Annotated in this window: 26 protein-coding genes and 1 tRNA gene; 26 read left to right on the top strand and 1 reads right to left on the bottom strand. The window is 55.7% G+C overall.

What is annotated here, in order from left to right:
* Positions 1-68: 68 nt before the first annotated feature.
* The 5 genes from glyA to CE168_RS08035 all read left to right on the top strand — a co-directional run bounded on the left by glyA (position 69) and on the right by CE168_RS08035 (position 5,286).
* A complete protein-coding gene (glyA, locus tag CE168_RS08055; protein WP_099571894.1) occupies positions 69-1,376 on the top strand; it encodes a serine hydroxymethyltransferase in 1,308 nt (435 codons plus the stop codon).
* Between the two features lie 153 nt (positions 1,377-1,529).
* Positions 1,530-2,843, top strand: a complete 1,314-nt coding sequence (locus tag CE168_RS08050; protein ID WP_099571893.1) for a glutamate-5-semialdehyde dehydrogenase — start codon at positions 1,530-1,532, stop codon at positions 2,841-2,843.
* A 35-nt stretch (positions 2,844-2,878) separates the two neighbouring features.
* Complete coding sequence (locus CE168_RS08045) at positions 2,879-3,430, top strand: phosphoribosylglycinamide synthetase (RefSeq protein WP_374110521.1); 552 nt, start codon at positions 2,879-2,881, stop codon at positions 3,428-3,430.
* A gap of 14 nt (positions 3,431-3,444) precedes the next feature.
* Positions 3,445-4,173 (top strand): nicotinate-nucleotide adenylyltransferase, encoded by a 729-nt coding sequence (gene nadD / locus CE168_RS08040; RefSeq protein ID WP_180753436.1) that lies wholly within the window; start codon positions 3,445-3,447, stop codon positions 4,171-4,173.
* 90 nt (positions 4,174-4,263) lie between these two features.
* Entirely contained in the window at positions 4,264-5,286 is a 1,023-nt protein-coding gene (locus CE168_RS08035) for a ribose-phosphate diphosphokinase (RefSeq protein WP_099571891.1), read from the top strand.
* Positions 5,287-5,463: 177 nt separating this feature from the next.
* Here CE168_RS08035 and CE168_RS08030 read toward each other — a convergent pair.
* Positions 5,464-5,534: transfer RNA gene (locus CE168_RS08030), tRNA-Gln, on the bottom strand.
* 524 nt (positions 5,535-6,058) lie between these two features.
* Between CE168_RS08030 and CE168_RS08025 the strand changes: the two genes are divergently transcribed.
* The 21 genes from CE168_RS08025 (at position 6,059) to CE168_RS07925 (ending at position 25,977) form a co-directional block, all read left to right on the top strand.
* Positions 6,059-6,688, top strand: coding sequence for a hypothetical protein (locus tag CE168_RS08025; RefSeq protein ID WP_236824365.1), 630 nt, complete (start codon positions 6,059-6,061; stop codon positions 6,686-6,688).
* A gap of 103 nt (positions 6,689-6,791) precedes the next feature.
* Complete coding sequence (locus CE168_RS08020) at positions 6,792-8,840, top strand: AMP-dependent synthetase/ligase (RefSeq protein WP_099571889.1); 2,049 nt, start codon at positions 6,792-6,794, stop codon at positions 8,838-8,840.
* Between the two features lie 2 nt (positions 8,841-8,842).
* Positions 8,843-9,328 (top strand): peptide deformylase, encoded by a 486-nt coding sequence (locus CE168_RS08015; protein ID WP_033501059.1) that lies wholly within the window; start codon positions 8,843-8,845, stop codon positions 9,326-9,328.
* 263 nt (positions 9,329-9,591) lie between these two features.
* Positions 9,592-10,416 carry a 30S ribosomal protein S2 gene (gene rpsB / locus CE168_RS08010; RefSeq protein WP_099571888.1) on the top strand — a complete coding sequence of 275 codons (825 nt, stop codon included), beginning with the start codon at positions 9,592-9,594 and terminating at the stop codon, positions 10,414-10,416.
* 75 nt (positions 10,417-10,491) lie between these two features.
* A complete protein-coding gene (tsf, locus tag CE168_RS08005; protein WP_003834716.1) occupies positions 10,492-11,343 on the top strand; it encodes a translation elongation factor Ts in 852 nt (283 codons plus the stop codon).
* 179 nt (positions 11,344-11,522) lie between these two features.
* Positions 11,523-12,272: a UMP kinase gene (gene pyrH / locus CE168_RS08000; RefSeq protein ID WP_099571887.1), complete on the top strand. Its 750-nt coding sequence runs from the start codon at positions 11,523-11,525 to the stop codon at positions 12,270-12,272.
* Between the two features lie 53 nt (positions 12,273-12,325).
* A complete protein-coding gene (gene frr, locus CE168_RS07995; protein ID WP_099571886.1) occupies positions 12,326-12,880 on the top strand; it encodes a ribosome recycling factor in 555 nt (184 codons plus the stop codon).
* A gap of 50 nt (positions 12,881-12,930) precedes the next feature.
* Positions 12,931-13,917 (top strand): phosphatidate cytidylyltransferase, encoded by a 987-nt coding sequence (locus CE168_RS07990; RefSeq protein ID WP_099571885.1) that lies wholly within the window; start codon positions 12,931-12,933, stop codon positions 13,915-13,917.
* A 40-nt stretch (positions 13,918-13,957) separates the two neighbouring features.
* A complete protein-coding gene (gene rlmN, locus CE168_RS07985; protein ID WP_099571917.1) occupies positions 13,958-15,118 on the top strand; it encodes a 23S rRNA (adenine(2503)-C(2))-methyltransferase RlmN in 1,161 nt (386 codons plus the stop codon).
* 116 nt (positions 15,119-15,234) lie between these two features.
* Positions 15,235-16,005 (top strand): imidazole glycerol phosphate synthase subunit HisF, encoded by a 771-nt coding sequence (gene hisF, locus CE168_RS07980; protein ID WP_099571884.1) that lies wholly within the window; start codon positions 15,235-15,237, stop codon positions 16,003-16,005.
* A gap of 66 nt (positions 16,006-16,071) precedes the next feature.
* A complete protein-coding gene (gene hisI, locus CE168_RS07975) occupies positions 16,072-16,479 on the top strand; it encodes a phosphoribosyl-AMP cyclohydrolase (protein WP_003834725.1) in 408 nt (135 codons plus the stop codon).
* Complete coding sequence (trpE, locus tag CE168_RS07970) at positions 16,476-18,032, top strand: anthranilate synthase component I (protein WP_099571883.1); 1,557 nt, start codon at positions 16,476-16,478, stop codon at positions 18,030-18,032. The genes hisI and trpE overlap by 4 nt, the downstream gene beginning before the upstream one ends.
* A gap of 49 nt (positions 18,033-18,081) precedes the next feature.
* Positions 18,082-20,175 (top strand): bifunctional indole-3-glycerol phosphate synthase/tryptophan synthase subunit beta, encoded by a 2,094-nt coding sequence (locus CE168_RS07965; protein WP_099571882.1) that lies wholly within the window; start codon positions 18,082-18,084, stop codon positions 20,173-20,175.
* 18 nt (positions 20,176-20,193) lie between these two features.
* Positions 20,194-21,075 carry a tryptophan synthase subunit alpha gene (gene trpA, locus CE168_RS07960; protein ID WP_099571881.1) on the top strand — a complete coding sequence of 294 codons (882 nt, stop codon included), beginning with the start codon at positions 20,194-20,196 and terminating at the stop codon, positions 21,073-21,075.
* A 67-nt stretch (positions 21,076-21,142) separates the two neighbouring features.
* The gene (gene lgt / locus CE168_RS07955) at positions 21,143-22,156 is read left to right on the top strand and encodes a prolipoprotein diacylglyceryl transferase (protein WP_099571880.1); all 1,014 of its coding nucleotides are present in this window, start codon (positions 21,143-21,145) and stop codon (positions 22,154-22,156) included.
* A gap of 34 nt (positions 22,157-22,190) precedes the next feature.
* Positions 22,191-22,856: a ribulose-phosphate 3-epimerase gene (gene rpe / locus CE168_RS07950; protein WP_033501068.1), complete on the top strand. Its 666-nt coding sequence runs from the start codon at positions 22,191-22,193 to the stop codon at positions 22,854-22,856.
* 34 nt (positions 22,857-22,890) lie between these two features.
* Positions 22,891-23,154: a phosphoribosyl-ATP diphosphatase gene (locus tag CE168_RS07945; RefSeq protein ID WP_003834733.1), complete on the top strand. Its 264-nt coding sequence runs from the start codon at positions 22,891-22,893 to the stop codon at positions 23,152-23,154.
* 46 nt (positions 23,155-23,200) lie between these two features.
* A complete protein-coding gene (gene hisG, locus CE168_RS07940) occupies positions 23,201-24,052 on the top strand; it encodes an ATP phosphoribosyltransferase (RefSeq protein ID WP_099571879.1) in 852 nt (283 codons plus the stop codon).
* 13 nt (positions 24,053-24,065) lie between these two features.
* On the top strand, positions 24,066-24,668 hold the full coding sequence (locus CE168_RS07935) for a CDP-alcohol phosphatidyltransferase family protein (protein ID WP_099571878.1): 603 nt from the start codon (positions 24,066-24,068) through the stop codon (positions 24,666-24,668).
* A gap of 5 nt (positions 24,669-24,673) precedes the next feature.
* Complete coding sequence (locus CE168_RS07930; RefSeq protein ID WP_099571877.1) at positions 24,674-25,645, top strand: DUF881 domain-containing protein; 972 nt, start codon at positions 24,674-24,676, stop codon at positions 25,643-25,645.
* Entirely contained in the window at positions 25,645-25,977 is a 333-nt protein-coding gene (locus tag CE168_RS07925) for a small basic family protein (protein WP_099571876.1), read from the top strand. The genes CE168_RS07930 and CE168_RS07925 overlap by 1 nt, the downstream gene beginning before the upstream one ends.
* Positions 25,978-25,979: the final 2 nt, after the last annotated feature.

Here is a 25,979-nt window from a genome sequence, read left to right as displayed (position 1 = left end):
ACACTTCATCGTGGAGCCCGCATGCTCGTGCGGGCAACGTAGTTATCCTCCAAGCCAAGGAGAGTTCAATGACCGCATCACCTCTCGCGCAAACCCCGAACGACATGTTCAATGCACCCATTGCCGAAGCAGACCCCGAAATCGCCGAAGTGCTTAACGCCGAACTGTCCCGACAGCAAAACGGCTTGGAAATGATCGCCTCCGAAAACTTCGTGCCGCGTGCAGTGCTTCAGGCACAAGGCTCCGTGCTGACCAACAAGTATGCCGAAGGCTATCCGGGACGCCGCTACTACGGCGGCTGCGAGCAAGTCGACAAGATCGAAACCATCGCCCGCGAACGCGCCAAGAGCCTGTTCGGCGCCGAATACGTCAACGTGCAGCCCCACTCCGGCGCGCAGGCCAACGCAGCCGTCTACCAGGCGCTCGTCAAGCCGGGTGACACCGTGCTCGGCCTCGCACTCGACCATGGCGGACACCTTACCCACGGTATGAAGATCAACTTCTCCGGGCGTTTCTACCATGCCGAAGCCTACGGAGTCAACCCCGAAACCTTCCGCATTGACCCTGAAATCATCCGCCAGCGTGCGCTCGAAACCCACCCTGCCATGATCATCGGTGGCTGGAGTGCCTACCCGCGTATCGAAGATTTCAAGGCCATGAAGGAGATCGCCGACGAGGTCGGAGCCAAGTTCTGGGTTGACATGGCACACTTCGCGGGACTCGTCGCCGCGGGACTGCATCCGAGTCCGGTTCCATATGCCGATGTCGTGTCTTCCACTGCCCACAAGACTCTCGGAGGCCCGCGCTCTGGCTTCATTCTCGCCAAGCAGGATTATGCCAAGAAGCTCAACTCCGCAGTCTTCCCGGGCCAGCAGGGTGGTCCGCTCATGCATGTCATCGCAGGTAAGGCCGTCGCATTCAAGGTCGCATCCTCACCGGAGTTCAAAGACCGCATGCAGCGCACCCTCGACGGCGCCAAGATCCTCGCCGAACGTCTTATGGCCGACGACGTCAAGAACAACGGCATCAGCGTCCTCACCGGTGGCACCGACGTCCACCTCGTCATGGTCGATTTGCGCAACAGCGAAATGGACGGCCAGCAGGGCGAAGACCTCCTCGCACAATGCGGCATCACCATCAACCGCAACACCGTCCCGTTCGACCCGCGTCCGGCAAGCGTGGCCTCCGGCCTGCGTATCGGCACCAGCGCGCTCGCCACCCGTGGCTTCGGCAACAAGGAATACGAAGAGGTCGCCGACATCATCGGCACCGCACTTGCGGCAGGCAAGGACGCTGACGTGGAAGCCCTCAAGGCTCGCGTCGACAAGCTCGCCGAAGACTTCCCGCTGTATCCGGGCCTCGACCAGATCCACTGATTCCATGTCGAATAATAGTTGATCGAGAACGGTTCCGGACATGAATCTCTGGAGCCACACGACATGTGAAATCGCGCCCTGCTCCCGACGCTACGACGAAATAATGGTCGAAGCTGCGGAACAAGGCGCGATTTCGCGCTAATCTAGGAAACTATGACGAACCCACAGATCCAAGCCAACGCCATGGAAATCGACGTGCTCAACGAAGTGTGCGCCAAAGCCGACGCCGCACGAATCGCGCAAGCGCAACTTGCCCAAACCAACACGCAACGTAAAAACGAGCTTCTCAACGTCATCGCGGACGCACTCGACTCGCGTGCCGGAGAAATTGCCGCAGCCAACGCCATCGATATGCAGGAAGCTGCTGAACATGGTATGGACGCAGGCAAGCTGGACCGACTCAAATTCGACGTGTCCCGAGTCAACGCGGCCGCACAAGGCGTACGCCACGTAGCTACCCTGCCGGATCCGATCGGCGAAATCGTACGCGGATACCATCTCGACAACGGTCTACGACTCGAACAGGCCCGCGTGCCCATCGGAGTGCTTGGCATGATCTACGAAGCACGCCCCAACGTCACCGTCGACGTCGCATCGCTCTGCATCAAATCCGGTAATGCGGTGCTTCTCAGAGGCGGACACGCGGCCGAACGTACCAACGCAGCCACACTCGGCATCATCGCCGACGTGCTACGCGAATACGGATACGACCCTGCGCTCATCGCATCCGTCGACGAATACGGACGCCAGGGCGCCACCGCCATGATGCAAGCCCAAGGTCACATCGACCTACTCATTCCGCGAGGGGGAGCGGGTCTTATTCAAGCCGTCGTGCAAAACTCCAAAGTGCCGGTCATCGAAACCGGAGCTGGCAACGTACATATCTACGTCGACCAAACCGGCGACCAAAACAAGGCCATCCCCATCATCCTCAATGCCAAAACGCAACGTGTCGGCGTCTGCAACGCCACCGAAAAACTCCTCGTGCATCAGGGCATTGCCGAAACGTTCCTTCCGCAGGCCGCAGCCGCACTCGCCGCCGCCAATGTTGAAATGCATGCCGACGAGCGAGCTTACGCAATCATCGATAAAGCCGGTATCGACGGAGTGGAACTGATGCATGCCACTGATGAAGACTGGGATACCGAGTATCTGGCATTGAAAATCGGCATCAAAGTGGTCGACTCACTCAACGAAGCCATCGAACACATCAACCGTCATTCCACCGGACATACGGAATCCATCATCGCCGAAGACTATTCGGCCATCGAGGAATTCACCTCACGCATCGACTCGGCGGTGGTGATGGTCAACGCATCCACACGCTTCACCGACGGGGGAGTGTTCGGTTTCGGCGCGGAACTTGGCATCTCAACGCAGAAAATGCACGCACGCGGCCCCATGGGACTACGCGAAATGACCACGACCAAGTGGATCGGTTACGGAACGGGGCAGGTGCGAGCATGAGCGAACAAAACGGTATCAACGAAAACGACAGTCAGATGGAGGGAACAATGACCGACGTCAAGAATCCATGGAATGCGGATCTCAATGATCCATATCTGGGATTGAAGCTCGCCTCCGAACGATTAAGCATTGTACGATACGTGTTCCTTGTGCAAATCGAGGACGGCATCGCCTCGGCGGCACAGCGCGCGTCACTCGAATATGCCGATGCGGTGTTGATTGGCTGGCCGGAAACCGGCGCCGACGACGTGGTGGAACTCAGCGAGGAGAAACTCAGGAACGTCGACGAGCAGATGCGTCTTATGGAACAGTACATCGCCAAATTCAGTGCCATGGAACGCGAACAGGATATCGACGGCATGACTGATACGCTGATTCGTGTCACCGAACGTGTGGCCGAGGTGCGACGTGCCTACCAGCCGGACTTCCCGTTGCCGACCTTCGCTGAAATCAGACGTGTTGTGCAGGACGAGTGGGACGAGGATATGGACAAGATCGATCCTGACAACGCTTCGCCCACGGCAGACAGCATCGGACGTGAAACCGCGGACGCCGATCAGGAGCAGAAGAGCGAGGACGCTTCATGACCGGTCCGAAACGCATGCGGCCCGAATCCGCCGAAGCCGATTCCGAACTTGCCATCAGCTATGTGGTGGAACCGGAACGGCGCATGTCCGGCCTTTCCGTGGAATCAGCAGGTTCCGCAGTGTCCACGGGTCGACGTTCAGCGCGCGGCAACTGGCATAGCAGGCCTCGCATCGGCATTATGGGCGGTACGTTCGACCCCATCCACAACGGCCACTTGGTGGCGGCGTCAGAAGTGTCATGGGTGTACGACCTCGACGAAGTGATCTTCGTGCCGACAGGACGCCCCGTATTCAAACTCGACAAGAACGTCACCAACGCGGAAGACCGCTATCTCATGACGGTCATCGCCACCGCATCCAATCCGAAATTCACCGTATCACGTGTGGACATCGACCGTCCGGGAATCACCTACACCATCGACACATTGCGAGATATCCGTGTGCAACATCCTGACGCGGAACTCTTCTTCATCACCGGAGCCGACGCGGTCGCGGAAATCATGCAATGGAAAGATGCCGACAAAATGTGGGATCTGGCCCACTTCGTGGCCGTGACCCGCCCCGGATACTCATCTCCAGAAGGGGTGAAACTGCCGGAAGGCAAGGTCGATACGTTGGAAATACCGGCGCTGGCGATTTCTTCGACCGATGTACGTCGACGCGCGGAACACGGGGAACCTGTTTGGTACCTCGTACCGGACGGCGTGGTGCAATATATTGGCAAGCACGGACTGTACCGGTAAATTTCAGGTGAACACGCGCGGATGAGACGGTCTGCGCGGATGGTTAGTATGGGTCACGTCCACTTGACGCAAAAACAGACGTTTGGAGACATGGTGAGCGCAATCCTTGAAGGAAAGCCGGATAAAAACCTTATCCTTGTCACAGGCAGAACACATCCGAAACTGGCGGCGGAAGTCGCCGAACAACTCGGTATCGATGTTCTGGAAACCACAGCATACGACTTCGCCAACGGCGAGATGTACGTGCGCTACACCGAATCCGTGCGTGGCGCGGACGTGTTCGTACTGCAAAGTCACGCAGCTCCGATCAATCAGTCGATCATGGAGCAGCTCATCATGATTGATGCGCTCAAGCGTGCCTCCGCACGTTCCATTACGGCGGTCTGCCCACTGTTGGGTTATTCCCGCCAAGACAAGAAGCATCGCGGCCGCGAGCCTATTTCGTGCCGTCTGATGTTCGACCTGCTCAAGACTGCGGGCGCCGACCGCATTATGAGCGTCGACCTGCATGCGGCACAGTCCCAGGGCTTCTTCGACGGTCCGGTCGACCATCTCATTGCTATGCCAGTGCTTGTGGACTACATTCGTGATCGTTTCGCCAACCAGCTTGACAACGTCGCTGTCGTGTCCCCGGATGCAGGACGCATTCGTGTTGCGGAACAGTGGGCGCAGCGTCTTGGCGGCGGCCCGCTCGCGTTCGTGCACAAGACGCGCGACATCACCCGTCCGAATCAGGCAGTCGCCAACCGAGTCGTGGGCGACGTCGAAGGCAAGGACTGCGTGCTTGTCGACGATCTGATCGATACCGCTGGAACAATCGCAGGCGCCTGCAATGTACTCAAGAACGCTGGCGCCAAGTCGGTGACCGTTGTCGCTACGCATGGCGTGCTGTCTGGTCCGGCTGTAGAACGTTTGAAGAACTGTGGCGCCCGAGAAGTCGTGCTTACCGACACCGTGCCGATTCCTGAAGAGAAGCGTTGGGACGGTTTGACCGTACTATCGATTGCGCCGCTTCTGGCCAGCGCCATCCGCGCCGTGTTCGAAGACGGCTCCGTGGCCGAACTGTTTGACACCTACCCGGAACACCACGGCCAGGGCTTCTTGTTTGCCTGACATAGGTGTGTATAGGTGCATTTGCGAGGTGCCCGCTCCATATGGGGAGGGCACCTCGCAAATTTTTTGTATTGCGAATATTTTTCCCGGAATGCCGCTGCGCTTTCCGCTGCTGCGTTTTCGGATAAGATAAAAGCTCCTGCAGACTGATTCTGCAGGAGCTTTTATCCTAACAAGCTCCCCCACCTGGACTCGAACCAAGACAAAGGGTTCCAAAGACCCGTGTGCTGCCATTACACCATGGGGGAACGGCAGAAACATACGTTTTCTGCCAAGTGTTCATTATGCCATATTATTCGGACGCCGCATACCACGGGGTGTCGCGCGACGGCGTTGCGAACTTTTTGGAGAATCTTGATATGGGATGGCTCTGCTGCGAACGGTGCAGAGACAATTTTTTAAAAAGTTTTTTGCGAAAAACTGGCGTCATAAGGCGCAAAGTACCATAATACGAACACATGCGAACAAACACGATCAATATCTTTCAGAAAAAGTCGGAGCTGTCCATTTTTATTAAGATATTTTGAGACGAATTAGGGGCAATGCTGAAGCAGGCCGTTTAATTGCATTTCCAGCAAAGAGCCACTCTATTCTTCAGTATATGAAGGGTGGATAAACGCATATTTAGGGTGTTCTGTAATAGTTTGGATATCTGAGTTATCCACATATCCACAAAAGGCAGATGTTAACTTGACGGGGGCAATCTTTCATGCCTTAATGGTTCCTACACCCCCTCTCAACGATGAGTCGGGCAAAGAAGAAAGGTGCCATCATGGATGGTTCATTTGAAAATGAAGTTCCGCCGCCAGCAGTTGACGGGACGGGTTTGGCTATTCCGTCTTCTGGACTGGATGTGCTGTTCAATAAGAAGGGGGAGGATGATCCTAAAGAGCTTCCCACGGAGGAAGAACTGACTGAATGGAAAAAACTGGTTTTTCCTTCCGGTCGAAAGCTTCCCACTTATGATGGGTTTCTCGATTCAGACCTTTTCGGTAGGAAAATTCCATTTCACTTTGTTCAGATCATGCCCGGGCCATGCGATGCTGAGTTTGCCTACTCCATGAGCATGTTTTCTGCGCGGCTACTTTGCAACATTGTTGATATTTTCCGCGGTAGGCAGAAGCTGTCGCTCGTGGAGAAGGTGTTGAGTGAAGACTACATGCGAAAGCTGAAGATTGCCTCCGCCCAGATCGTAAGCCGGATGAAGAAGGACGTAAAAGTGTACGCCCAGCTCGGATTGCTTCCGATTACCGTCTATACCGTCGAAAGCTGGATGATCTCGCCAACATGTTTCGAAAGCACTGTGCTGATGGGCATCGGAGGCCGGAGACTATGCGGCAACATGAAGTGCGTGCTCAAGGGATCCGCTTGGAAATGCGTGACTGCTGATTTCGGCATGTGACGAAAAACGGCTAATTATTCAAAACCCTTGGAATTGGCTAAATTCAGCCGATTCCAAGGGTTTTCAGCGTGCCTTAAATGTACTGCAACTACTATAGGGATTCATGTTGAGAGAATTTATACCAGAACCTGCGTATAGCACCACGGATGAGGACACCGTTTTCGCGTTGCTCTCCAGACGCGCTGAGCGTGATCCTGAGGATCTCATCGCCCAATGGCAGGACGATGAGACTCGTCGTTGGCATGACGTTACGGCTGGGGAGATGCTCGAACGTGTGCGTTCGGTTGCGAAAGGCCTTCTTGGCTTGGGGGTCAAGACCGGCAATATGGTGGTTATCTATTCGCCCACTTGCTACGAATGGGGAGTCGTTGATTTTGCCTGCGCCGCGATTGGAGCGGTAAGCGTGCCTGTATACGAGACCGATTCCGCCAAGCAGACCGAGTCAATTATCGAAGAGGTGAATCCGGTTATCGCTTTCGCTGGCGATTCCGCGCACACGCAAACGCTTGAGCGGATCCGTGAAGAGCACAGCAGCTTGCGGTATGTTTTCAATTTCAAGGCAGATGGTCTCGATGCCGTTGCTGATTTCGGAGAGGGCGTCAGCGAGGACGCGCTTGATCAGGTGATCGTTAGAGTCAAGGCCGATGACATGCTCACCATTGTGTATACGTCCGGTTCCACAGGCAAGCCCAAAGGCGCCATGCTCTCTCACCGGAACTTCACGCATATCGTGTTGAACGGCTACATCATTCTCGACGAAATGCTGTATCAGCCGAATCGTCTGATGCTGTTCCTGCCGTTGGCGCACTGTTTCGCCCGCTACATCCAATACGTTGCGATTGGTGGTCAAGGAGTGGTCGGCTATCTTCCGGGAGCCAAACATCTGCTTGCCGATTTGCGCAGCTTCAAACCAACCTATCTGCTGGGAGTTCCCCGCGTGTTCGAAAAGGTGTACAACGCGGCTTCGCAGAAGGCCGGAGCGGGCATTCGGGGAAGGGTGTTCGCTAGAGCATTTGATCATTTCGTGCAATGGTCGAAGGATGAGCAGGAAACCGGACACCATTCCATCGTGGCTCGCGCCGAACATTCGTTCTTTATGTCTGTCGTGGGTAAATCCATCCGCTCCGCTTTGGGGCCGAACATGAGGTACCTAGCCTGCGGAGGAGCCCCCCTGAACGTTGATCTCGCCCATTTCTTCAACGGTATGGATGATATTACCTTCATCCAAGGCTACGGTATGACGGAAACTGCCGCACCGATGATCGTCAACTGGCAAGATGCCAACCGTGTCGGTTCGGTAGGCAAGCCTGGTCCCGGTATGGGTGTGCGGACCGACGATGATGGGGAACTGCAGGTGATGGGTCCTAATGTGTTCCTTGGCTATTACAAGAAACCAGAGTTGACGGCCGACGTCAAGATGGCCGATGGCTGGTTGAAGACCGGTGATTTGGGAACCATCGACGATGATGGCTTTGTGTATATCACGGGACGCAAGAAAGACATCATCATCACTGCTGGTGGCAAGAACGTCAGTCCCGCACCCATGGAAGACATCATCAACACCTGCCCGATAGTGTCGCATGGTGTGGTGGTCGGCGACGGCAAACCATTCATCGGAGCCCTGATCGAGCTTGATCAGGAGATGGTCCGTTCCTGGCTTGCGCAGCAGGGACTTGACAGCAACATGTCCATGGAACAGGTTGCAAGGAACGATGCCGTGCGAGCGTTTATCCAGCAGTATGTTGAAAAGGCGAACGCGAACGTTTCCCGCGCGGAATCCGTACGCAAGTTCGAAATCCTCGACGAGGAGTTCAACCAGGAGAACGGCACGCTGACGGCGAGCCTGAAGGTCGTCAGGCCGAAAGTGCTCAAACGGTATGAGAACATCATCGACAACGTGTTATATGCTCCAAAACCATCCAACAGGCCGTTGCCGAAGACGGTGCAGATCCTTGACCGCACTACGGAAACGGTCAAGCAGGCATCCGAATCCATGCGGCAGGCATCCGAATCCGTAAGCCCGAAGGTTCGGCAGGCATTTGATACCATGCAGGAGAAAATCAAGAAGCAGTCCGAAGAAACCGACGGCGAGTCGTCAATGCCTGTGGTCCCATCGGAAACTGAGGAAACAACTATGATTGAGGAGAGATAGCTTTGGCAATACGTGAGATTCGAGTCGTACCTGATCCGGTGCTGCGCACGCCCTGCGACCCTATCAAGGAGATTACGCCGGCTGTGCGTCACCTGGTGCAGGATCTGCTTGATACCGTTGACGATCCGGGACGTGCCGGTCTGTCGGCCAACCAGATTGGCGTGGGTTTGAGGGCATTCTCCTACAACATCAACGGCAAGATCGGATACGTGCTCAACCCTGTCCTTGAAGAAACCAGCGGCGAACAGTACGGGGATGAGGGGTGCCTGTCCGTGCCTGGATTGTGGTACAAGACTCGTCGTGCCGATTATGCTCGTGTGCGTGGCATCGATTTGGACGGCAAGACGGTCGTGTTGGAAGGACATGGCATTATGGGCCGCATGCTGCAGCATGAAACCGACCATCTGGATGGCCATGTCTATCTCGATCGTCTGGAGAAAGAGGAACGGCGTGAGGCGATGCGCTACATGCGCAATCACCGCAAGTAATTGCTGCCGTTCCGTTTAATATGACGATTTGGGGTCACGTCTTTGCAAAAAGACGTGACCCCGTGGTATTTTTACACCTTGTGTGCCATCCGGTAAGGAACTGTGTCGTGAAAGTTCCGAACCACCAATATTGTCAACCGGCATACAACCAATTCGCGTCATGTTCGCGACGACCTGTGTCGGTCGGCCAATGCCGTAAGGTTTTGGCTGCACGCAGGAACGCATGACCAGGCAAGAACCGACAAGAAAGAGGTAGTAATACCATGGCTCAGATCAATATGAGCGACATGCTGAAGGCAGGCCTGCACTTCGGCCACCAGACCCGTCGTTGGAACCCGAAGATGAAGCAGTTCATCCTCACCCAGCGCAACGGCATCCACATCATCAACCTGTTCAAGTCGCTCGACATGATCGATAAGGCCTATGACTTCATCAAGGCTACCGTCGCTCACAACGGCACCGTGCTGTTCGTCGGCACCAAGAAGCAGGCTCAGGAAGCCGTTTCCAACCAGGCCACCCGTGTCAACATGCCGTATGTTTCCGAGCGTTGGCTCGGCGGTATGCTGACCAATTTCCAGACCGTGTCCAAGCGCGTCTCCCGTCTCAAGGAACTCGAAGAGATGGACTTCACCGACGTTCGTGGCTCCGGCCTGACCAAGAAGGAACTGCTCCTTCTCGAGCGTGAGAAGGACAAGCTGGCCAAGCAGCTGGGCGGTATCCGCAACATGAACCGTACTCCGTCCGCCATGTTCGTGGTTGACGTCAACAAGGAAGCCCTGGCCGTCGAGGAAGCTCACAAGCTGGGCATTCCGGTTGTCGCCATCGTCGACACCAATGCTGATCCGGAGTCCGTTGAGTACCCGATCGCAGCCAACGATGACGCCATCCGTGGCATTGAACTGCTGACTAGCCTCATGGCTGACGCAGTGGCCGAGGGTCTGCTGGAGCGTTCCGGCAAGGCCTCCAAGGCTGAAGGCGAAGCCGAGCAGCCGATGGCCGCTTGGGAGAAGGAGCTCCTCACTGAGGGCGCTCCGGCCGCCGACGTACCGGCTGAGGCCGAAGCTGAGGGCGAAGCCAAGGCTGAGTGAAAATATCCACTATGATGGGAGGTGTTGTGCCTCCCATCATATGGGACATCACTATTTTCCAGAGGAGACAAATCAATGGCAGCAATCACTGCAGCTCTGATCAAGCAGGTGCGCGAGGAAACCGGCGCCGGCATGATGGACGTTAAGAAGGCTCTGACCGAGGCTGAGGGTGACGTGGCTCGCGCCAAGGAGATCATCCGCGCCAAGGGCATTCAGGCCGCTGGTAAGCGCGAAGGACGCAAGGCTCAGGAAGGCACCATCGCCTCCAAGGTCGTGGAGTCCGCCAATGGCCAGACCGGTTACGCCGTCGAACTGAATTCCGAGACCGACTTCGTGGCCAAGACCCCGAAGTTCGTGGAATTCGCTGACAGCGTTCTCGAGGATGCCGTCAAGGCCGAAGCCGCTTCCGTGGACGAAGTGCTGGCAGCCGCTTCCGGCGAAGCCACCGTGAAAGAAGCCGTCGAAGAGGCGGCCGCTCTGTTCGGTGAGCACGTCAAGGTCGGCCAGTTCGCCAAGGTCGAAGGTCCGCACGTCGAGATCTACGCCCACAAGAAGTCCGCTGAAATGCCGCCGAGCATCGTGGCCATGATCGCCACTGATGAGGCTGGTGCCGCCGTGGCTCACGAAGCCGCTCTGCAGATTTCCGCAATGGGTGCCCAGTGGCTGACCCGTGAGGATGTTCCGGCCGATGTGGTCGAGTCCGAGCGTCGCGTGGCTACTGAGAAGTCCCTGGCTGAAGGCAAGCCGGAGAAGATCGTTCCGAAGATCGTTGAAGGACGTCTCAACGCCTTCTACAAGGAGAACGTCCTGCTCGAGCAGTCCTACGTCAAGGATCCGTCCAAGACCGTCGGCGACCTGTTCAAGGAAGTCGGTGGCGCGGCCGTGGCCTTCGCTCGTGTCGAGGTCGGCAAGGGCGAAGCCGAGTGAATTGGCTTTGTAAGTGAATCCATGCGTTAGACGCACGGCGATTCCATAAAGGTGGCCATCATCCATAGGGTGACGGCCACCTTTGTTTTTAGACTGTGTCGCTACGCTGATGTGTCTGTGTTTGCCGATACTCTTGAGAGCGGTAAATTTCGTGAGTTCTCGGGCAAGAAAGGCTTTTCATGACTGGCGAAAACACTGGTGATAATCCACGCAGGGTGCTGCTCAAACTATCCGGAGAGGCGTTTGGTGGCGGCAAGGTCGGCATCGACACATCTGTTATCCGCCGTATCGCGGAAGAAATCGTTCCTGCGGTGCAGCAGGGCGTTCAGGTTGCCATCGTTGTCGGTGGAGGCAACTTCTTCCGTGGCGCGGAACTTCAGCAGGCTGGTATCGATCGCTCCCGCGGCGACTATATGGGCATGCTGGGAACTGTGATGAACTGTCTCGCATTGCAGGATTTCCTGGAACAGGAAGGGCAGGCCACGCGTGTGCAGACTGCCATCACTATGGGGCAGGTCGCCGAACCGTACATTCCACTCAAGGCCATTCGTCATCTGGAGAAGGGCCGCGTCGTGATTTTTGGTGCCGGCGCCGGCATGCCGTATTTCTCCACCGACACGGTGTCCATCCAACGTTCCTTGGAAATTCATTGCGATGAGGTACTGATGGGCAAGAATGGCGTGGATGGCGTCTATACCGCTGATCCTCGCAAAGACGAGAACGCCAAGCGTTTCGCCACGTTGAGCTATAACCGTGCGCTTGTCGACAATCTCGCCGTCATGGATGCTGCCGCGCTTTCCATGGCTCGCGATAACAAGCAGCGCATCCGCGTTTTTGGACTTGAAGGCGCCGGTAATGTGACTCGCGCTCTTCTCGGTAAGGAAATCGGAACCATGGTTTCCACTGCGGAATCCACGCTCGCTGAATAACGACATTCAACGTCGAATATCGATCGAACAAACCAACAACAAGGAGTAAACAAATGGCAACTATCGTCGAACAGGCCAAGGCGCAGATGGCCAAGTCCGTGGAATCCACCAAGGAGAACTTCTCCGGCATTCGCACCGGTCGTGCCAATCCGGCGTTGCTCAACGGCATCACCGTCGACTACTACGGCGCCCCGACCCCACTGAAGGCCGTCGCCACCATCGGCGTGCCGGAACCGCGAACCCTGTCCGTCACCCCGTTTGACGCATCCCAGGCCAACGCCGTCGAGAAGGCACTGCGCGATTCTGATCTGGGCGCAAGCCCGCGTCGTGACGGCAACGTCATTCGCCTGACCATGCCGGAACTGACCGAAGAGCGCCGCAAGGAATACGTCAAGCTTGCCAAGGGCAAGGCAGAAGACGGCAAGGTCGCTGTGCGTAATATTCGTCGTAAGGCCAAGGAATCCCTCGACAAGGCCATCAAGGATGGCGAAATGGGCGAGGACGAGGGCGATCGTCTGCTCAAGGAACTCGACAAGGTCACCAAGCAGACCACTGACGAGCTCGACACCCTGCTTGAAGCCAAGCAGAAGGAGATCATGGAGGTCTGAGACCTTCACTCCTGAAAAAGAATCGACGCACAGCTAGACAGGGGAGCATGATGGAACATCAGGAACAGCACGAAAAGGAAGCCGAAGAGGCCATCAACGCCATCAACAAGAAGACGGGCCGTAACATGCCTCAGGCCATCGCCACGGGAGCGGTCCTCGTCATCCTCATTTTGGCATGCCTGCTGATCAGCATCGACTTGTTCGTCTATCTGGTCGTGCTTTTCATGATGCTTGCCCTGTGGGAGCTGCGCGTCGATTTCGCCACTGTGGGATTGCACATTCCTGTGGCGGTGCTGTGGGTGTGTTCGGCGGCGACGCTGCTGTCCACCTATTACAGCGAACGTCATATCGTCGCCATGACGGTATGTGTACTGGCGTCTCTAGTGATTGTCGCGATCGCAGCCAGCGCCAAGGTGACGTTCGGCAGCCGCATCTCACTGGCGGTTGCCGACAAACTTTCCCATACCGATGCCGGCGCAAGACTCGAATCGTCGTTCAACCATGAGCAGGGAGAGGTAACCCATAGCCGTTTGAGCCATGTTGCGGTTTCCATGTTCACCGTGTTGTATATTCCTCTTCTGGCGTCTTGCGTCATCATGCCACTGACATTCAATGGGCATCCCGTTGCTCACGCCATCATGATGGTGTTCATGCCCGCATTGAGCGATACTGGCGGCCTGTTTGCTGGAGCATGGCTGGGCAAGCACAAGCTGAGCCCGCGTATTTCGCCGAAGAAATCGTGGGAAGGACTTGCCGGGTCCATCCTGTTCTCCATGGTTGGCTCCTTCGTAGTGATGTTCTGCACATACGAGCCAGACGTGTGGGCTTCTCGTTGGTGGGTTCCCGTCGTGGCAGGTTTCATGATCGGCATTGCCGGAACGTTTGGTGACTTGTGTGCATCCATGCTGAAGCGAGATATCGGTATCAAGGATATGGGCCATCTGCTCAAGGGGCATGGCGGCGTGATGGATCGAGTGGATTCCATTCTGTTGTGCGCACCATTCGTGTGCGTGCTGCTGTGGGCGACTGGAATGTAGGAAGGGTCAAAGAAAAGTAATGAGCGACTCTGCGAACTCCATGAAGGATCTGCCAGAGACCGGCATCACCCCAGGAGGCACCACTGGTGCTTTCCGAGACGTGTTATCCAAAGATCATGCGCGTCGAGGCAAGCCGCCGATGCATTTTGCGGATATGACCGAGGAAGAGCGTATCGCTAAAGCCAAGGATCTTGGACTTCCGAAATTCAGGGTCAAGCAGCTTGCCAATCATTATTACGGGCATTTCGATGTCAACGCGGAGGAATTCTCCGACTTCCCAGCAACGAAACGAGTCGAGGCCGCGAAGGTGTTTTTCCCGACGCTCATTACCGAAGTGACTCGTCAAGTGGCTGATGAGGGCACCACTATCAAAACGTTGTGGCGCCTGTTCGACGGTTCGCTTATTGAGTCCGTGCTCATGCGCTATCCCACACGCACCACGTTGTGCATCTCCAGTCAGGTCGGTTGCGGCATGGGATGCCCCTTCTGCGCTACGGGCCAATTGGGTCTGACTCGAAACATGTCGGCAGGCGAGATTGTGGAACAGGTCCGTGTGGCCGCGAAAGCCATGCGTGACGGAGAAGTTGCGGGTGGGCCCGGACGCCTGAGCAACATTGTATTCATGGGCATGGGAGAGCCCATGGGCAACTATAAGTCGGTATTGAGCGCTGTTCGTCAGATCAGTTCCATGCCGCCCGAGGGTTTCGGTATTTCGGCACGTAACATTACCGTCTCCACGGTCGGCGTGGTACCTGGTATTAAAAAACTTACGGCTGAGGGTATTCCGGTGCGTCTGGCCGTGTCTTTGCACGCTCCGAGCGATGAACTGCGAGATGAGCTTGTTCCAATGAACAAACGTTTCAACACCACGCAGGTGCTTGACGCCGCACACGACTACTATCTGGCTTCGAAGCGCCGCGTGAGCATCGAATATGCTCTGATGCGTGGCATCAACGATCAGGCCGAACATGCCAAGTTGCTCGCTAAACGCCTGAACCATTACGGTGATAATTGGGTTCACGTCAACCCGATTCCGCTTAATCCTATCGAAGGGTCGAAATGGACCGCTTCGAAGCCTGAGGATGAACAACAGTTTCTTGACATTCTTCACAAGGCTGGCATCACCGCTACGTTGAGAGATACGCGCGGGCAGGACATCGATGGCGCATGCGGGCAGCTTGCGGCTAAAGAACGCGATTAGCTGTCAAGGAAAGAAGCTGTTTTGTCCGCTACCCGGACTTCCGACAGACATGCGTAACGTAAAACGGTTACTCTTACATTCGTTGCACGATACCATGCGCGAAGGAGTAAAACAGCATGTCACTGGCAGTCCGAGTCATTCCATGTCTTGATGTTGATGCGGGAAGAGTAGTCAAAGGCGTGCATTTCGAAAATCTTCGCGATGCCGGCGACCCGGTCGAGCTTGCCGCGGAATACTACCGCCAAGGAGCCGACGAGCTGACCTTCCTCGATGTGACCGCGTCAAGTTCGCATCGACAGACCATGGTCGATGTGGTAAGTCGAACCGCCGAACAGATTTTCATTCCTCTGACTGTCGGCGGAGGCGTGCGTACTCCTGAAGATGTTGATTCACTGCTGCGTTGTGGAGCCGACAAGGTAGGCGTCAATACCGCTGCCATCAACGATCCGACACTGATCAGCCGTGTCGCGGAACGTTTCGGCAACCAGGTGCTCGTATTGTCCGTTGACGCGCGTCGTGAGCAGGGGGAGCGCCATACTCAGTCTGGTTTCGAAGTCACCACCATGGGAGGACGTAAGTCCACGGGCATTGACGCCATTTGGTGGGTCAAGCGTGCCCAGGAGCTGGGAGCGGGAGAGATTCTGCTGAATTCCATGGACGCAGACGGCACTCAGCAGGGTTTCGACCTTGAAATGATTAAAGCTGTGCGCAAGGAAGTGAAGATTCCGATCATTGCTTCCGGCGGTGCTGGAAAGGCTTCTGATTTTCCTCCGGCAATCGAAGCTGGTGCGGATGCCGTTCTTGCCGCGTCGATCTTCCATTACGGCAAAGTTACGATCGGTGAAGTCAAGAACGCGATCAAAGCCGCCGGCTACATCGTGCGTTGAAGGCCGAAAATAGCAAAAACAAGCGAACATTAATCAATAATCGAAGAAACGAACCATACCATCACCATGACCAACGAAGCATACGACAACAGCACTACTCTCGATCCACGAATTGCAGAACGTCTCAAGCGTGACGACAAAGGACTGGTGGCAGCTGTCATCCAGCAGTTCGACACCAAAGAGGTGCTGATGGTCGGATATATGAACGATGAAGCCGTACGCCGCACCTTGACAACCGGCCGCGTTACTTTCTGGTCGAGGTCCAGGCAGGAGTACTGGCGTAAGGGAGATACTTCCGGACATGCCCAATATGTGAAGTCTTTCGCGCTGGATTGCGATGGTGATGCCATTCTTATTGAAGTTGACCAAGTAGGAGCGGCTTGCCATACCGGCAAACGATCCTGCTTCGAGGAAGGCGGGCAGTTGCCCGTGGTCGTGGGATATCGCACCAAGGAACAGGAGGGCCAGCGATGAGCGAATGCAGCGTACAAGCACTCAAGTGGGGCGCCACCTGGCCGAGACGTGAACAGTTCCACGAGTTGGCGGACCAGGGATATCGCGTCATTCCGATTGTACGTCGCCTTCTTGCTGACTCCTTGACGCCAGTCGGCTTCTATGAGCGACTTGCTGCTGGACGTTCTGGCACGTTTATTCTCGAATCCGCGGAATTCGGCGGTACGTGGAGCAGATACAGTTTCATTGGCGTGAATTCCATGGCTCAGTTGCGTTCCAACAACGGTAAGGCCGATTGGTTGGGGCGGGTTCCTGCTGGCGTGCCTGCTGAAGGCGATGCAATGGAAGTCGCGCATGCCGCGCTGAAAACCTTGAAGGCGCCGCATGTTGAAGGACTTCCGAATCTGACCAGCGGTCTGGTTGGTACCGTTGGCTGGGATGCGATTCGCCACTGGGAGCCGACCCTGCGTGCCGAGGCTCCGAACGAGACCGGGCAGCCTGAAATGGTGTTGGCCCTAGCCACAGATATTGCCGTGGTCGACCATGTGTCCGGATCGGTGTGGTTGATCGCCAACGCGGTGAATGTGGACGACCGCCCGACCCGTGCCGACGCCGCATATGATGAGGCTGTGTCGCGATTGGACGATATGCAGCGAAAGGTTGCCACGCCTGTCGAAGGTGAAGCTCGCGTCAACGTGCTGGATGAGACCGTTAGCCAGCCGGAACTTCGCTTCCGCACGGAGAAAAGCGATTACGAGCGCTCTATCGAAATCGCCAAGCAGCATATTATCGACGGTGACGTGTTCCAGGTGGTTATTTCCCAGCGTCTCGACATTGATTCGCCTGCCGATCCGTTCGACGTCTACCGTGTGTTGCGTACGTTGAACCCCAGTCCTTACATGTATTTCATGTCGCTGACTGACGCGCAGGGACGTGATTTCAATGTCATCGGTTCCAGCCCGGAAACACTGATCAAAGTGGATAACGGTCATGCCATGACCTTCCCGATCGCGGGTTCCAGACCACGTGGCGCCACCGTTGAGGAAGACGAGCAGCTCGCCAAGGATCTGCTGTCTGATCCGAAGGAACGCAGCGAACACATCATGCTCGTCGATCTGTCGCGTAACGATCTGAGTCGCGTATGCCTTCCGGAAAGCGTGGAGGTTGTTTCCTTGATGGATGTCAAGCGATTCAGCCACATCATGCATATCTGCTCGACCGTCACCGGCAGGGTCAACCCCGACATGACATCATTCGACGTGTTCACCTCTGCATTTCCTGCGGGAACGCTTTCTGGAGCGCCGAAACCGCGTGCCATCGAGATCATCGACGAGCTTGAGCCCGCAGATCGTGGCATTTACGGCGGTACTGTCGGTTATTTCGATTTTTCGGGCAACCTCGATATGGCAATTGCCATTCGAACTGCATTCATCCGCGACCATGAAGCGAGCGTGCAGGCCGGAGCTGGAATCGTACTTGATTCCGTGCCGGCCAGTGAGTGGCAGGAGACTCGCAATAAGGCCGAAGCCAGCGTTGAGGCTGTTCAGATCGCCTCGCAGCTTCGCCAATTGTGAGTCAAACCAAACAAGCTAACTAATCGAGTCAATTGCTGAAAGGAACGCTATGTCTGTACTCGATGAGCTGGTTACAGGAGCAGTTGAAGATCAACAAGCACGCGAACAGAAAATCCCTCTTGATGAAGTAAAGCGTCAGGCGTTTGCCGCGCCAGCGCCTATTGATGCGCGGCAATGGCTGAAAAAGACCGACGGCATTCCGGTCATCGCGGAAATCAAAAGAGCCTCGCCATCGAAAGGCCACCTGAGCGATATTCCCGATCCAGCCGCTTTGGCCAGAGAATACGAGAAGGGCGGAGCCAGCGCGATTTCCGTGCTTACCGAGGGACGTCGCTTTTTGGGATCGCTAGATGATTTCGATAAAGTTCGTGCAGCTGTGAAAATCCCGGTATTGCGTAAGGATTTCATCGTCACGGAATATCAGATTTGGGAAGCGCGTGCGCACGGTGCCGATCTGGTGCTATTGATCGTCGCCGCGTTGGACGACGGCAAGCTCAAGTCCTTGCTTGAGCTTGCACATAGTCTCAATATGACGGTGCTGGTCGAAACGCATACCCGTGAGGAAATCCAGCGTGCCATTGATGCGGGAGCGCGAGTCATCGGCATCAACGCGCGGAATCTCAAGGACCTCAAGGTCGATGTGAACAAATACAACGAGCTGGCCGCTGATTTGCCGAACGATGTGATCCGTGTAGCGGAATCCGGAGTGTTCGGTTCGGTTGAGCTGGAGGATTATGCCCGCGCCGGAGCCGACGCGGTGCTGGTTGGCGAAGGTGTCGCAACCGCAGCCAACCATGAGCAGGCTGTGGAGCGACTGGTAAAGGCAGGAGCAAGAGTGAAAGCATCCGAACAAACCCCATTGGCAAGCCACGAAGGACCATATTTCGGCCAATTCGGCGGACGTTACGTGCCGGAAGCGCTGATCACGGCGCTTGACGAGCTTGAACGCGTCTATGAGGAAGCCAAGGCCGATCCGGAGTTCCATAAGGAGCTGGCACGACTGAACCAGCAGTATGTTGGACGTCCATCACCGTTGACTGACGCTCCGCGTTTCGCCGAGCGTCTCAAAGAAAAAACCGGTCTCGACGCGCGTGTGTTCCTCAAGCGTGAGGATCTCAACCATACCGGCGCGCACAAGATCAACAATGCGCTTGGGCAGGCTCTGCTGGTCAAGCGCATGGGGAAGACCCGTGTCATCGCTGAAACCGGCGCGGGACAGCATGGCGTGGCCACCGCTACGGTGTGCGCCATGCTCGGCTTGAAATGCCGCATCTACATGGGTCAGATCGATGCGCGTCGTCAGGCGCTTAATGTCGCTCGCATGCGCATGCTCGGTGCCGAGGTGGTGGAAGTCACTTTGGGAGATCGCATTCTCAAGGACGCCATCAATGAGGCTTTGCGAGACTGGGTCACCAACGTCAAAGACACGCACTACCTGCTTGGCACGGTCGCAGGTCCACATCCGTTCCCGGCAATGGTGCGCGACTTCCAGAAGATCATCGGCGAGGAAGCCAAGCAGCAGCTTCAGGATTGGTACGGCATCGACCATCCGGATGCGGTTTGCGCATGCGTCGGCGGCGGTTCCAACGCCATCGGCATCATGAACGCTTTCCTTGATGACGAACGCGTGAATCTGTACGGCTACGAGGCGGGCGGCAATGGCCCCGAATCCGGGCGTCATGCCATTCGTTTCGCTCCGGGAACCGGCGAACTGGGCATGTTCCAAGGTGCCAAGAGCTATCTTCTCGAGAATTCCGAAGGCCAGACCCTCGACACGTATTCCATCTCCGCCGGTTTGGATTACGCATCCGTCGGCCCGGAACACGCATGGCTCAAAGAAATCGGACGCGTCAACTATTCCTGGGCAACCGATGAGGAAGCGATGAGCGCTTTCAAGGATCTTTGCGAAACCGAAGGCATCATTCCGGCGATTGAAAGCTCTCATGCAGTTGCTGGCGCCTACAAGGCAGCTGAGGATCTCAAGGCCAAGGGATACGAGCACCCAGTCATGATCATCAACATTTCCGGTCGTGGAGATAAGGACATGAACACCGCTGGCAAATGGTTCGGTTATTTGACCGATGAACAGGCCAAGGCGCTCGAAGCCAACGGCGCCCAAGGCAACAACGCGGACAGCGAGTGAAAGAAGGAGCATCCCATTATGACGCACGCAACAGCAACCACGCTGTCCGGACAGCCGCTCGGCATCAGCCACAAGCCGAGTCCGTCGGAAGCCATGTTCGATGAGTTCGAAGCTGCGAACAAGCCCGCATTCATCGGCTATCTGCCATATGGATTCCCGAATCCGGACTATTCGCTGAAGGCATTCCGCACCATGGTCGAGCATGGCGTCGATGCCGTTGAAATCGGCCTGCCGTATTCCGATCCGGTCATGGATGGTCCTGTCATCCAGGCTGCTTCACAAATCGCCATCGACAATGGAGAGAAAATCGCGGACGTGTTCAGGGCCGTTGAGACCGTGGCCAATGCCGGGGGAGTTCCGTTGGTGATGAGCTACTGGAATCTCATCTACCATTATGGCGTCGAACGTTTCGCGCGTGATTTCGAGAACGCCGGTGGCGCTGGCCTGATTACCCCCGACCTCATTCCGGATGAGGCTGGCGAATGGATCGAAGCTTCAGACCGTCACGGACTTGACCGAATCTTCCTCGTGTCGCCGGATTCCACAGACAGTCGTTTGAAGGTCGTTTCCGACAATGCTCGCGGTTTCGTCTATGCAGCCGCCCGTATGGGCGTCACCGGTGAACGTTCCACCATTGACGCTTCGCCTGAGGAGTTGGTGGCACGCACGCGCAATGCCGGTGCGAAGAACGTCTGCGTCGGCATTGGCGTCTCCACCGCCGAACAAGGTGCGCGAGTCGGCTCCTATGCCGACGGTGTCATCGTCGGATCCGCGTTGGTGCATACCATGCTCGACGAATCCGGAAAGAACGCCGTCGACGAGGCCACCGGACTCAAGGCATTGGCGGCCAAGGCCGAAGAACTTGCGGACGGCATTCACAACGCACGCTCCGCGAAGTAAACCATTCCAACGATTTCGGTAGTCCACGCAACGCCATATCGGATGCGTGGACTACCATCAGGAAACCATGACACTTGCATACATTCCATCGCCAACGATTTCACAGTTTTCCATCGGCCCTGTAACGATTCACATCTATGCGTTATGCATTCTGTTGGGAATTGTGCTGGCGGTATGGATAACCGCCACACGATGGAAGAAGTTGGGCGGTAATTTCGATCAGGTTCTTGACATCACTTTGGTCAGTGTCCCCGCCGGTATCGTGGGTGCCCGAATCTATCACATCATCACCACGCCCGAACGTTTCTTCGGGCCGAATGGCGATTGGGTGGAGATGTTCCGCATCTGGAATGGCGGACTTGGCATCTGGGGCGGAGTGCTGCTTGGAGCGTTGGCCGCATGGGCTTGGTGCAGACACAAGCATTATCCAATGGCCTTGCTGGCCGACGCCATCGCCCCGGGATTGTTGGTAGCACAGGCTGTTGGGCGTTTGGGCAACTGGTTCAATCAGGAGCTGTATGGCGCGCCGACGACTTTCCCATGGGGCCTGAAGCTCAATATGGAAGGCACTGCTATCGGGCACAGCGAGCAATGCTACGACGGGTCTACATGCCCAAGCGGAACACTGTTCCATCCAACCTTCCTGTATGAGATGATTTGGAATCTCATCGGAGCCGCAATCATCGTGTACATCGGATCCAAGGCCATGAAAAAGCTTAAAGCCGGATCCCTATTTACCGTGTACATCATGTGGTACACGTTGGGACGTACTTGGATCGAATCCCTGCGCATCGATTATGCGCATGAGTTCTTGGGCGTGCGCATCAACGTGTGGGTTTCCATGGCGGTGTTCGTGCTTGGCGTGGTGGCGTTCATCGTCGTGCAGCAGATGGGCAAGGACACTGACCTGTTGGCGGAGAAGCTTCGTACCGTCACTGAAATCGAGCAACGTCTCGAAAACAGTGGGGCGGAAGAATCCGCCGATCATGCAGCGACTCTTTCAGAGCAAACTGCGGATGAAATCGAAACCAACGATACCGAAACCGTCTCGAATACCGACAAACAGTCCGACATCAAGTAACAGCAAGTCGATTACCTTTCATAGAATGAGAGCCATGACTATTCAAATCGCACCAAGCATCCTGTCCGCCGATTTCTGCAACCTTGAGCGTGACCTCAAGGCCATTTCCAATGCGGATCTCGTTCACGTCGACGTGATGGATCATCATTTCGTCCCGAATCTGACTTTGGGCGAGCCGATCGTGGCTCGTATCTGCGAAGTCACCGATCTTCCGGTTGACGTGCATCTGATGATTGAGGATCCGGATCGTTGGGCACCTGAGTACGCCAAGCTGGGCGCCGCATCCGTGAGCTTCCATATGGGTGCCACCCATGCTCCGGTGCGTCTGGCACGCCAGTTGCGCGAAATGGGTTGCAAAGCCTGCTTCGCGGTACGTCCGGCTGAACCTGTCGAGCCGATTTTCGATATTCTCGACGAATTCGACATGATTTTGATCATGACCGTCGAACCCGGCTTCGGTGGCCAGAAGTTCCTCGACAACCAGATGTCCAAGGTGCGTCGCTTGCGTGACGAAATTACCCGCCGTGGTCTTGCCACCAAGATTCAGGTCGATGGCGGTGTCAGTCCGAAGACTGCCCATATCGTAGCTGAAGCGGGTGCTGATGTGTTGGTCGCGGGTTCCGCTGTGTACGGCGCTGAGAATCCTGCGGAAGCCATTGATTCCATTCGCGAGAAGGCTGAAGCCGCATTCAAGGCCTGACCTTCCATCAATTTTTTGAGGATAGACAAGAACAATGAAGACTTTTGAATCCCTTTTTGCCGAATTAAGCGAGAAGGCCGCTTCCAAGCAGGCCGGCTCGCTAACCGTTGACGAACTGGGCAAGGGCACGCATTTCATCGGCAAGAAGATCGTCGAAGAAGCGGGCGAGACCTGGATCGCAGCTGAATACGAAGGCGCCGATCGTACCGCGGAGGAGATGAGCCAGCTCATCTACCACCTGCAGGTCATGATGATCGACCGTGGCATCACACTCGAAGACATCTACAAGAATCTGTGAGTTTTTGGCCATGCCGCAGAAGGCATGGCCTTTTTTGGGAGGAAAAATGCTGAGAATCGCCGTGCCTAACAAGGGCATGTTGTCTGAACCTGCATGGAACATGCTGGCCGAAGCTGGCTATCGTCTGAGGAGCAATCCGCGTCAGCTGGTCGTAGAGGATTCCGACAATGACGTGGAGTTGTTCTATCTGCGTCCACTCGATATCGCCGTCTACGTTGGACGCGGTACCATCGACGTCGGCGTCACCGGCCATGATCTGTTGCTCAACTCCGGAACGGACGCCAAAGAGCACATGGAACTTGGCTTCGGCGCATCGACATTCCGTTTCGCGGCCCCGAATGATTCCCCTATCAGCACGCTTGAAGACATCGAAGGCAAGCGTGTCGCCACCAGTTTTGACAAGCTTGTGCATGATTATCTGGTCGAGCATGGCATCAACGCCGAAACCGTGCATCTTGACGGTGCCGTCGAATCGTCGGTGCAGCTTGGAGTGGCGGATTTGATCGCCGACGTTGTGTCCACGGGCACCACGCTCCGCAATGCCGGCTTGCGTATTTTCGCGGAGCCGTTGCTGCATTCCGAAGCCGTGCTCATTCGCTCTCCGCGTCTCGCTGAGAACGATGACCGCCTGACGATTCTCAGCCGCCGACTGCAGGGTGTGATTACCGCCCAACGCTACGTGCTCATGGATTACGACATTCCAGTCGAGAAGGTTTCCGCCGCTGTGGCCATCACGCCGGGCTTTGAGAGCCCGACCGTTTCCCCACTGCATGACAAACAGTGGGCGGCCGTGCGCGTTGTCGTGCCAAAGGCCAAGGTCAACCAACTGATGGACCAATTGTATGAAGTTGGTGCCCGTGGCATAATTGTCACCGCCTTGCAGGCCTCGAGAATGTAATGTTGCTCGAAGTATGAGCAAACTGATTATCAAAAAGCAATACAGTCCGGAACCGCGGGATATTTATTTCACGGTTCCGAACCTTATTAGCCTGTTGCGAATCATTTCGATTCCTTTCATCTCGGTATTGGTCTCTCGCCATGAGATGGTGCTTGCGTTGGTCGTGCTTGCGCTTTCGGCGGTATCTGACGGTTTGGATGGTCTTATTGCAAGGTCGTTCAATCAAGTGAGCAAGATCGGGCAGATTCTCGACCCCATTGCCGATCGTCTGCTGATTTTCTGTAGCATCCTCGCGTTGGGCGTCGCCGACATCATTCCATGGTGGATGCTGATCATCGTTGGATTGCGCGATTTGATTATGGCGATTCTCGTGTTGGTATTAGCTCAGCATGATTATGGTCCGTTGCCCGTGCATTTTGTGGGCAAAGCAGGCACTGCCATGCTGATGATTGCTATTGTCGCTTTGATCTTTGCGGATATCTGGTCTAATTCCGCTACGGATACATTGCATTTATGCGGTCTTGCCACCGGCATATGGGGCGTAGGATTGTACTGGCTGGCCGGCTATATTTACATACGTCAGGGAATCCAGCTGCTGGAAAACGATAAGGATTAGCGCACATGATGCATGATGCTCCGGAACGTGCGTCGTTTCCGGTGTCTCCGGAGAATACGCCCACGAAGCGGCGCGCCGTTTTTTCGGCGTCTTTCGCTGGGCTGACCTCACATCATGTGCAGCCCGACACTGTTGCATCCACTTCACGAAGAGGGCGGAATCTGGACGATGATTCGCTGCGGCTCATCGACGACCTGACCAACCGTCCGATGGATGTGATGTATACGGATTCGAGACTGGCCACCAAAACACCGTCGATGTTTTCGGTCTGGTTTACCCGTGTGTTGGTGTTTCTCATCTGCATTGCCGTGGGCACGGCAGGCAGCGTATTCGTTCGTCAGTTGAGCACCGACCCCCGTAAGGAGGTGCGTAAGCAACTGTCAAGCCAGTTGGCTGAGCAAACAAAAAACGTCGAAACTCTCACCAAAGACGTCAATGCGCTGCGTGCCCAAGTTGAAGAAGAATCGAAATCCGTGTCGAACTGGTCATTGAACCAGACCATACAGGATGACGAAATGGTCAATGGCATACTTCCCGTGCAAGGCGAAGGCATCACGCTCACCATCGCCAATCCGCTGTCCGTGAGCGGTGACAACGCGGATTCGTCGCTGCCAAGAGAAAACGGCAGTCAGGTTCGCGTCGTCACAGATTCGGATCTGCAGGTGCTCGTCTCGCTACTCTGGCAGGCCGGAGCGGAAGCGATCGCCATCAACGGATACCGTCTCGGCGTGCAGACTTCCATACGAACGGCTGGAACGACGATTCTCATCGGAGTCAATTCCGTGCAAAGTCCGTATCGCATCGAGGCAATCGGCAATTCCAACGTTCTTGCCAATACGGTGAGCAAGAAAACACAACAACGTTTATACGATGATTTCAAAGAAGCGGGCATCTATCCGCAAGTGAGCAAAAACAAATCGATTACACTGGAAGCGGCGGTGACTGGCGAAGTGACATATGCAAGGAAGGTCAAGTAATGGCAGCGGTCTTGGGACTTATCATTGGCGTGGTCATTGGCGTGTTCGTCCGGCCGGACATTCCCATTGCCCTTCAGCCGTATCTGCCGATTATGGTTCTGGCCGCGCTCGATGCGCTGCTTGGTGCCGCACGAGCCTATTTCCAGCGCAGCTTTTCCGATAAGGTCTTTGTGATCTCCTTCTTTTCGAACGTCATCACCGCAACATTGCTGGTTTTCTTGGGAAACCAGCTTGGCGTTGGTTCCCAGTTGCAGACCGCCGTCATTGTCGTGCTCGGCATTCGAATCTTCACCAATGTGTCGACCATCCGACGTTTCATCTTCAAAGGATGACG

Source organism: Bifidobacterium sp. N5G01, from assembly GCF_002742425.1.
In the GTDB taxonomy this organism is placed as follows: domain Bacteria; phylum Actinomycetota; class Actinomycetes; order Actinomycetales; family Bifidobacteriaceae; genus Bifidobacterium; species Bifidobacterium hominis.
Note: the sequence above shows the minus strand (reverse complement) of the source record. Positions and strands in the feature narration are given on the sequence as shown.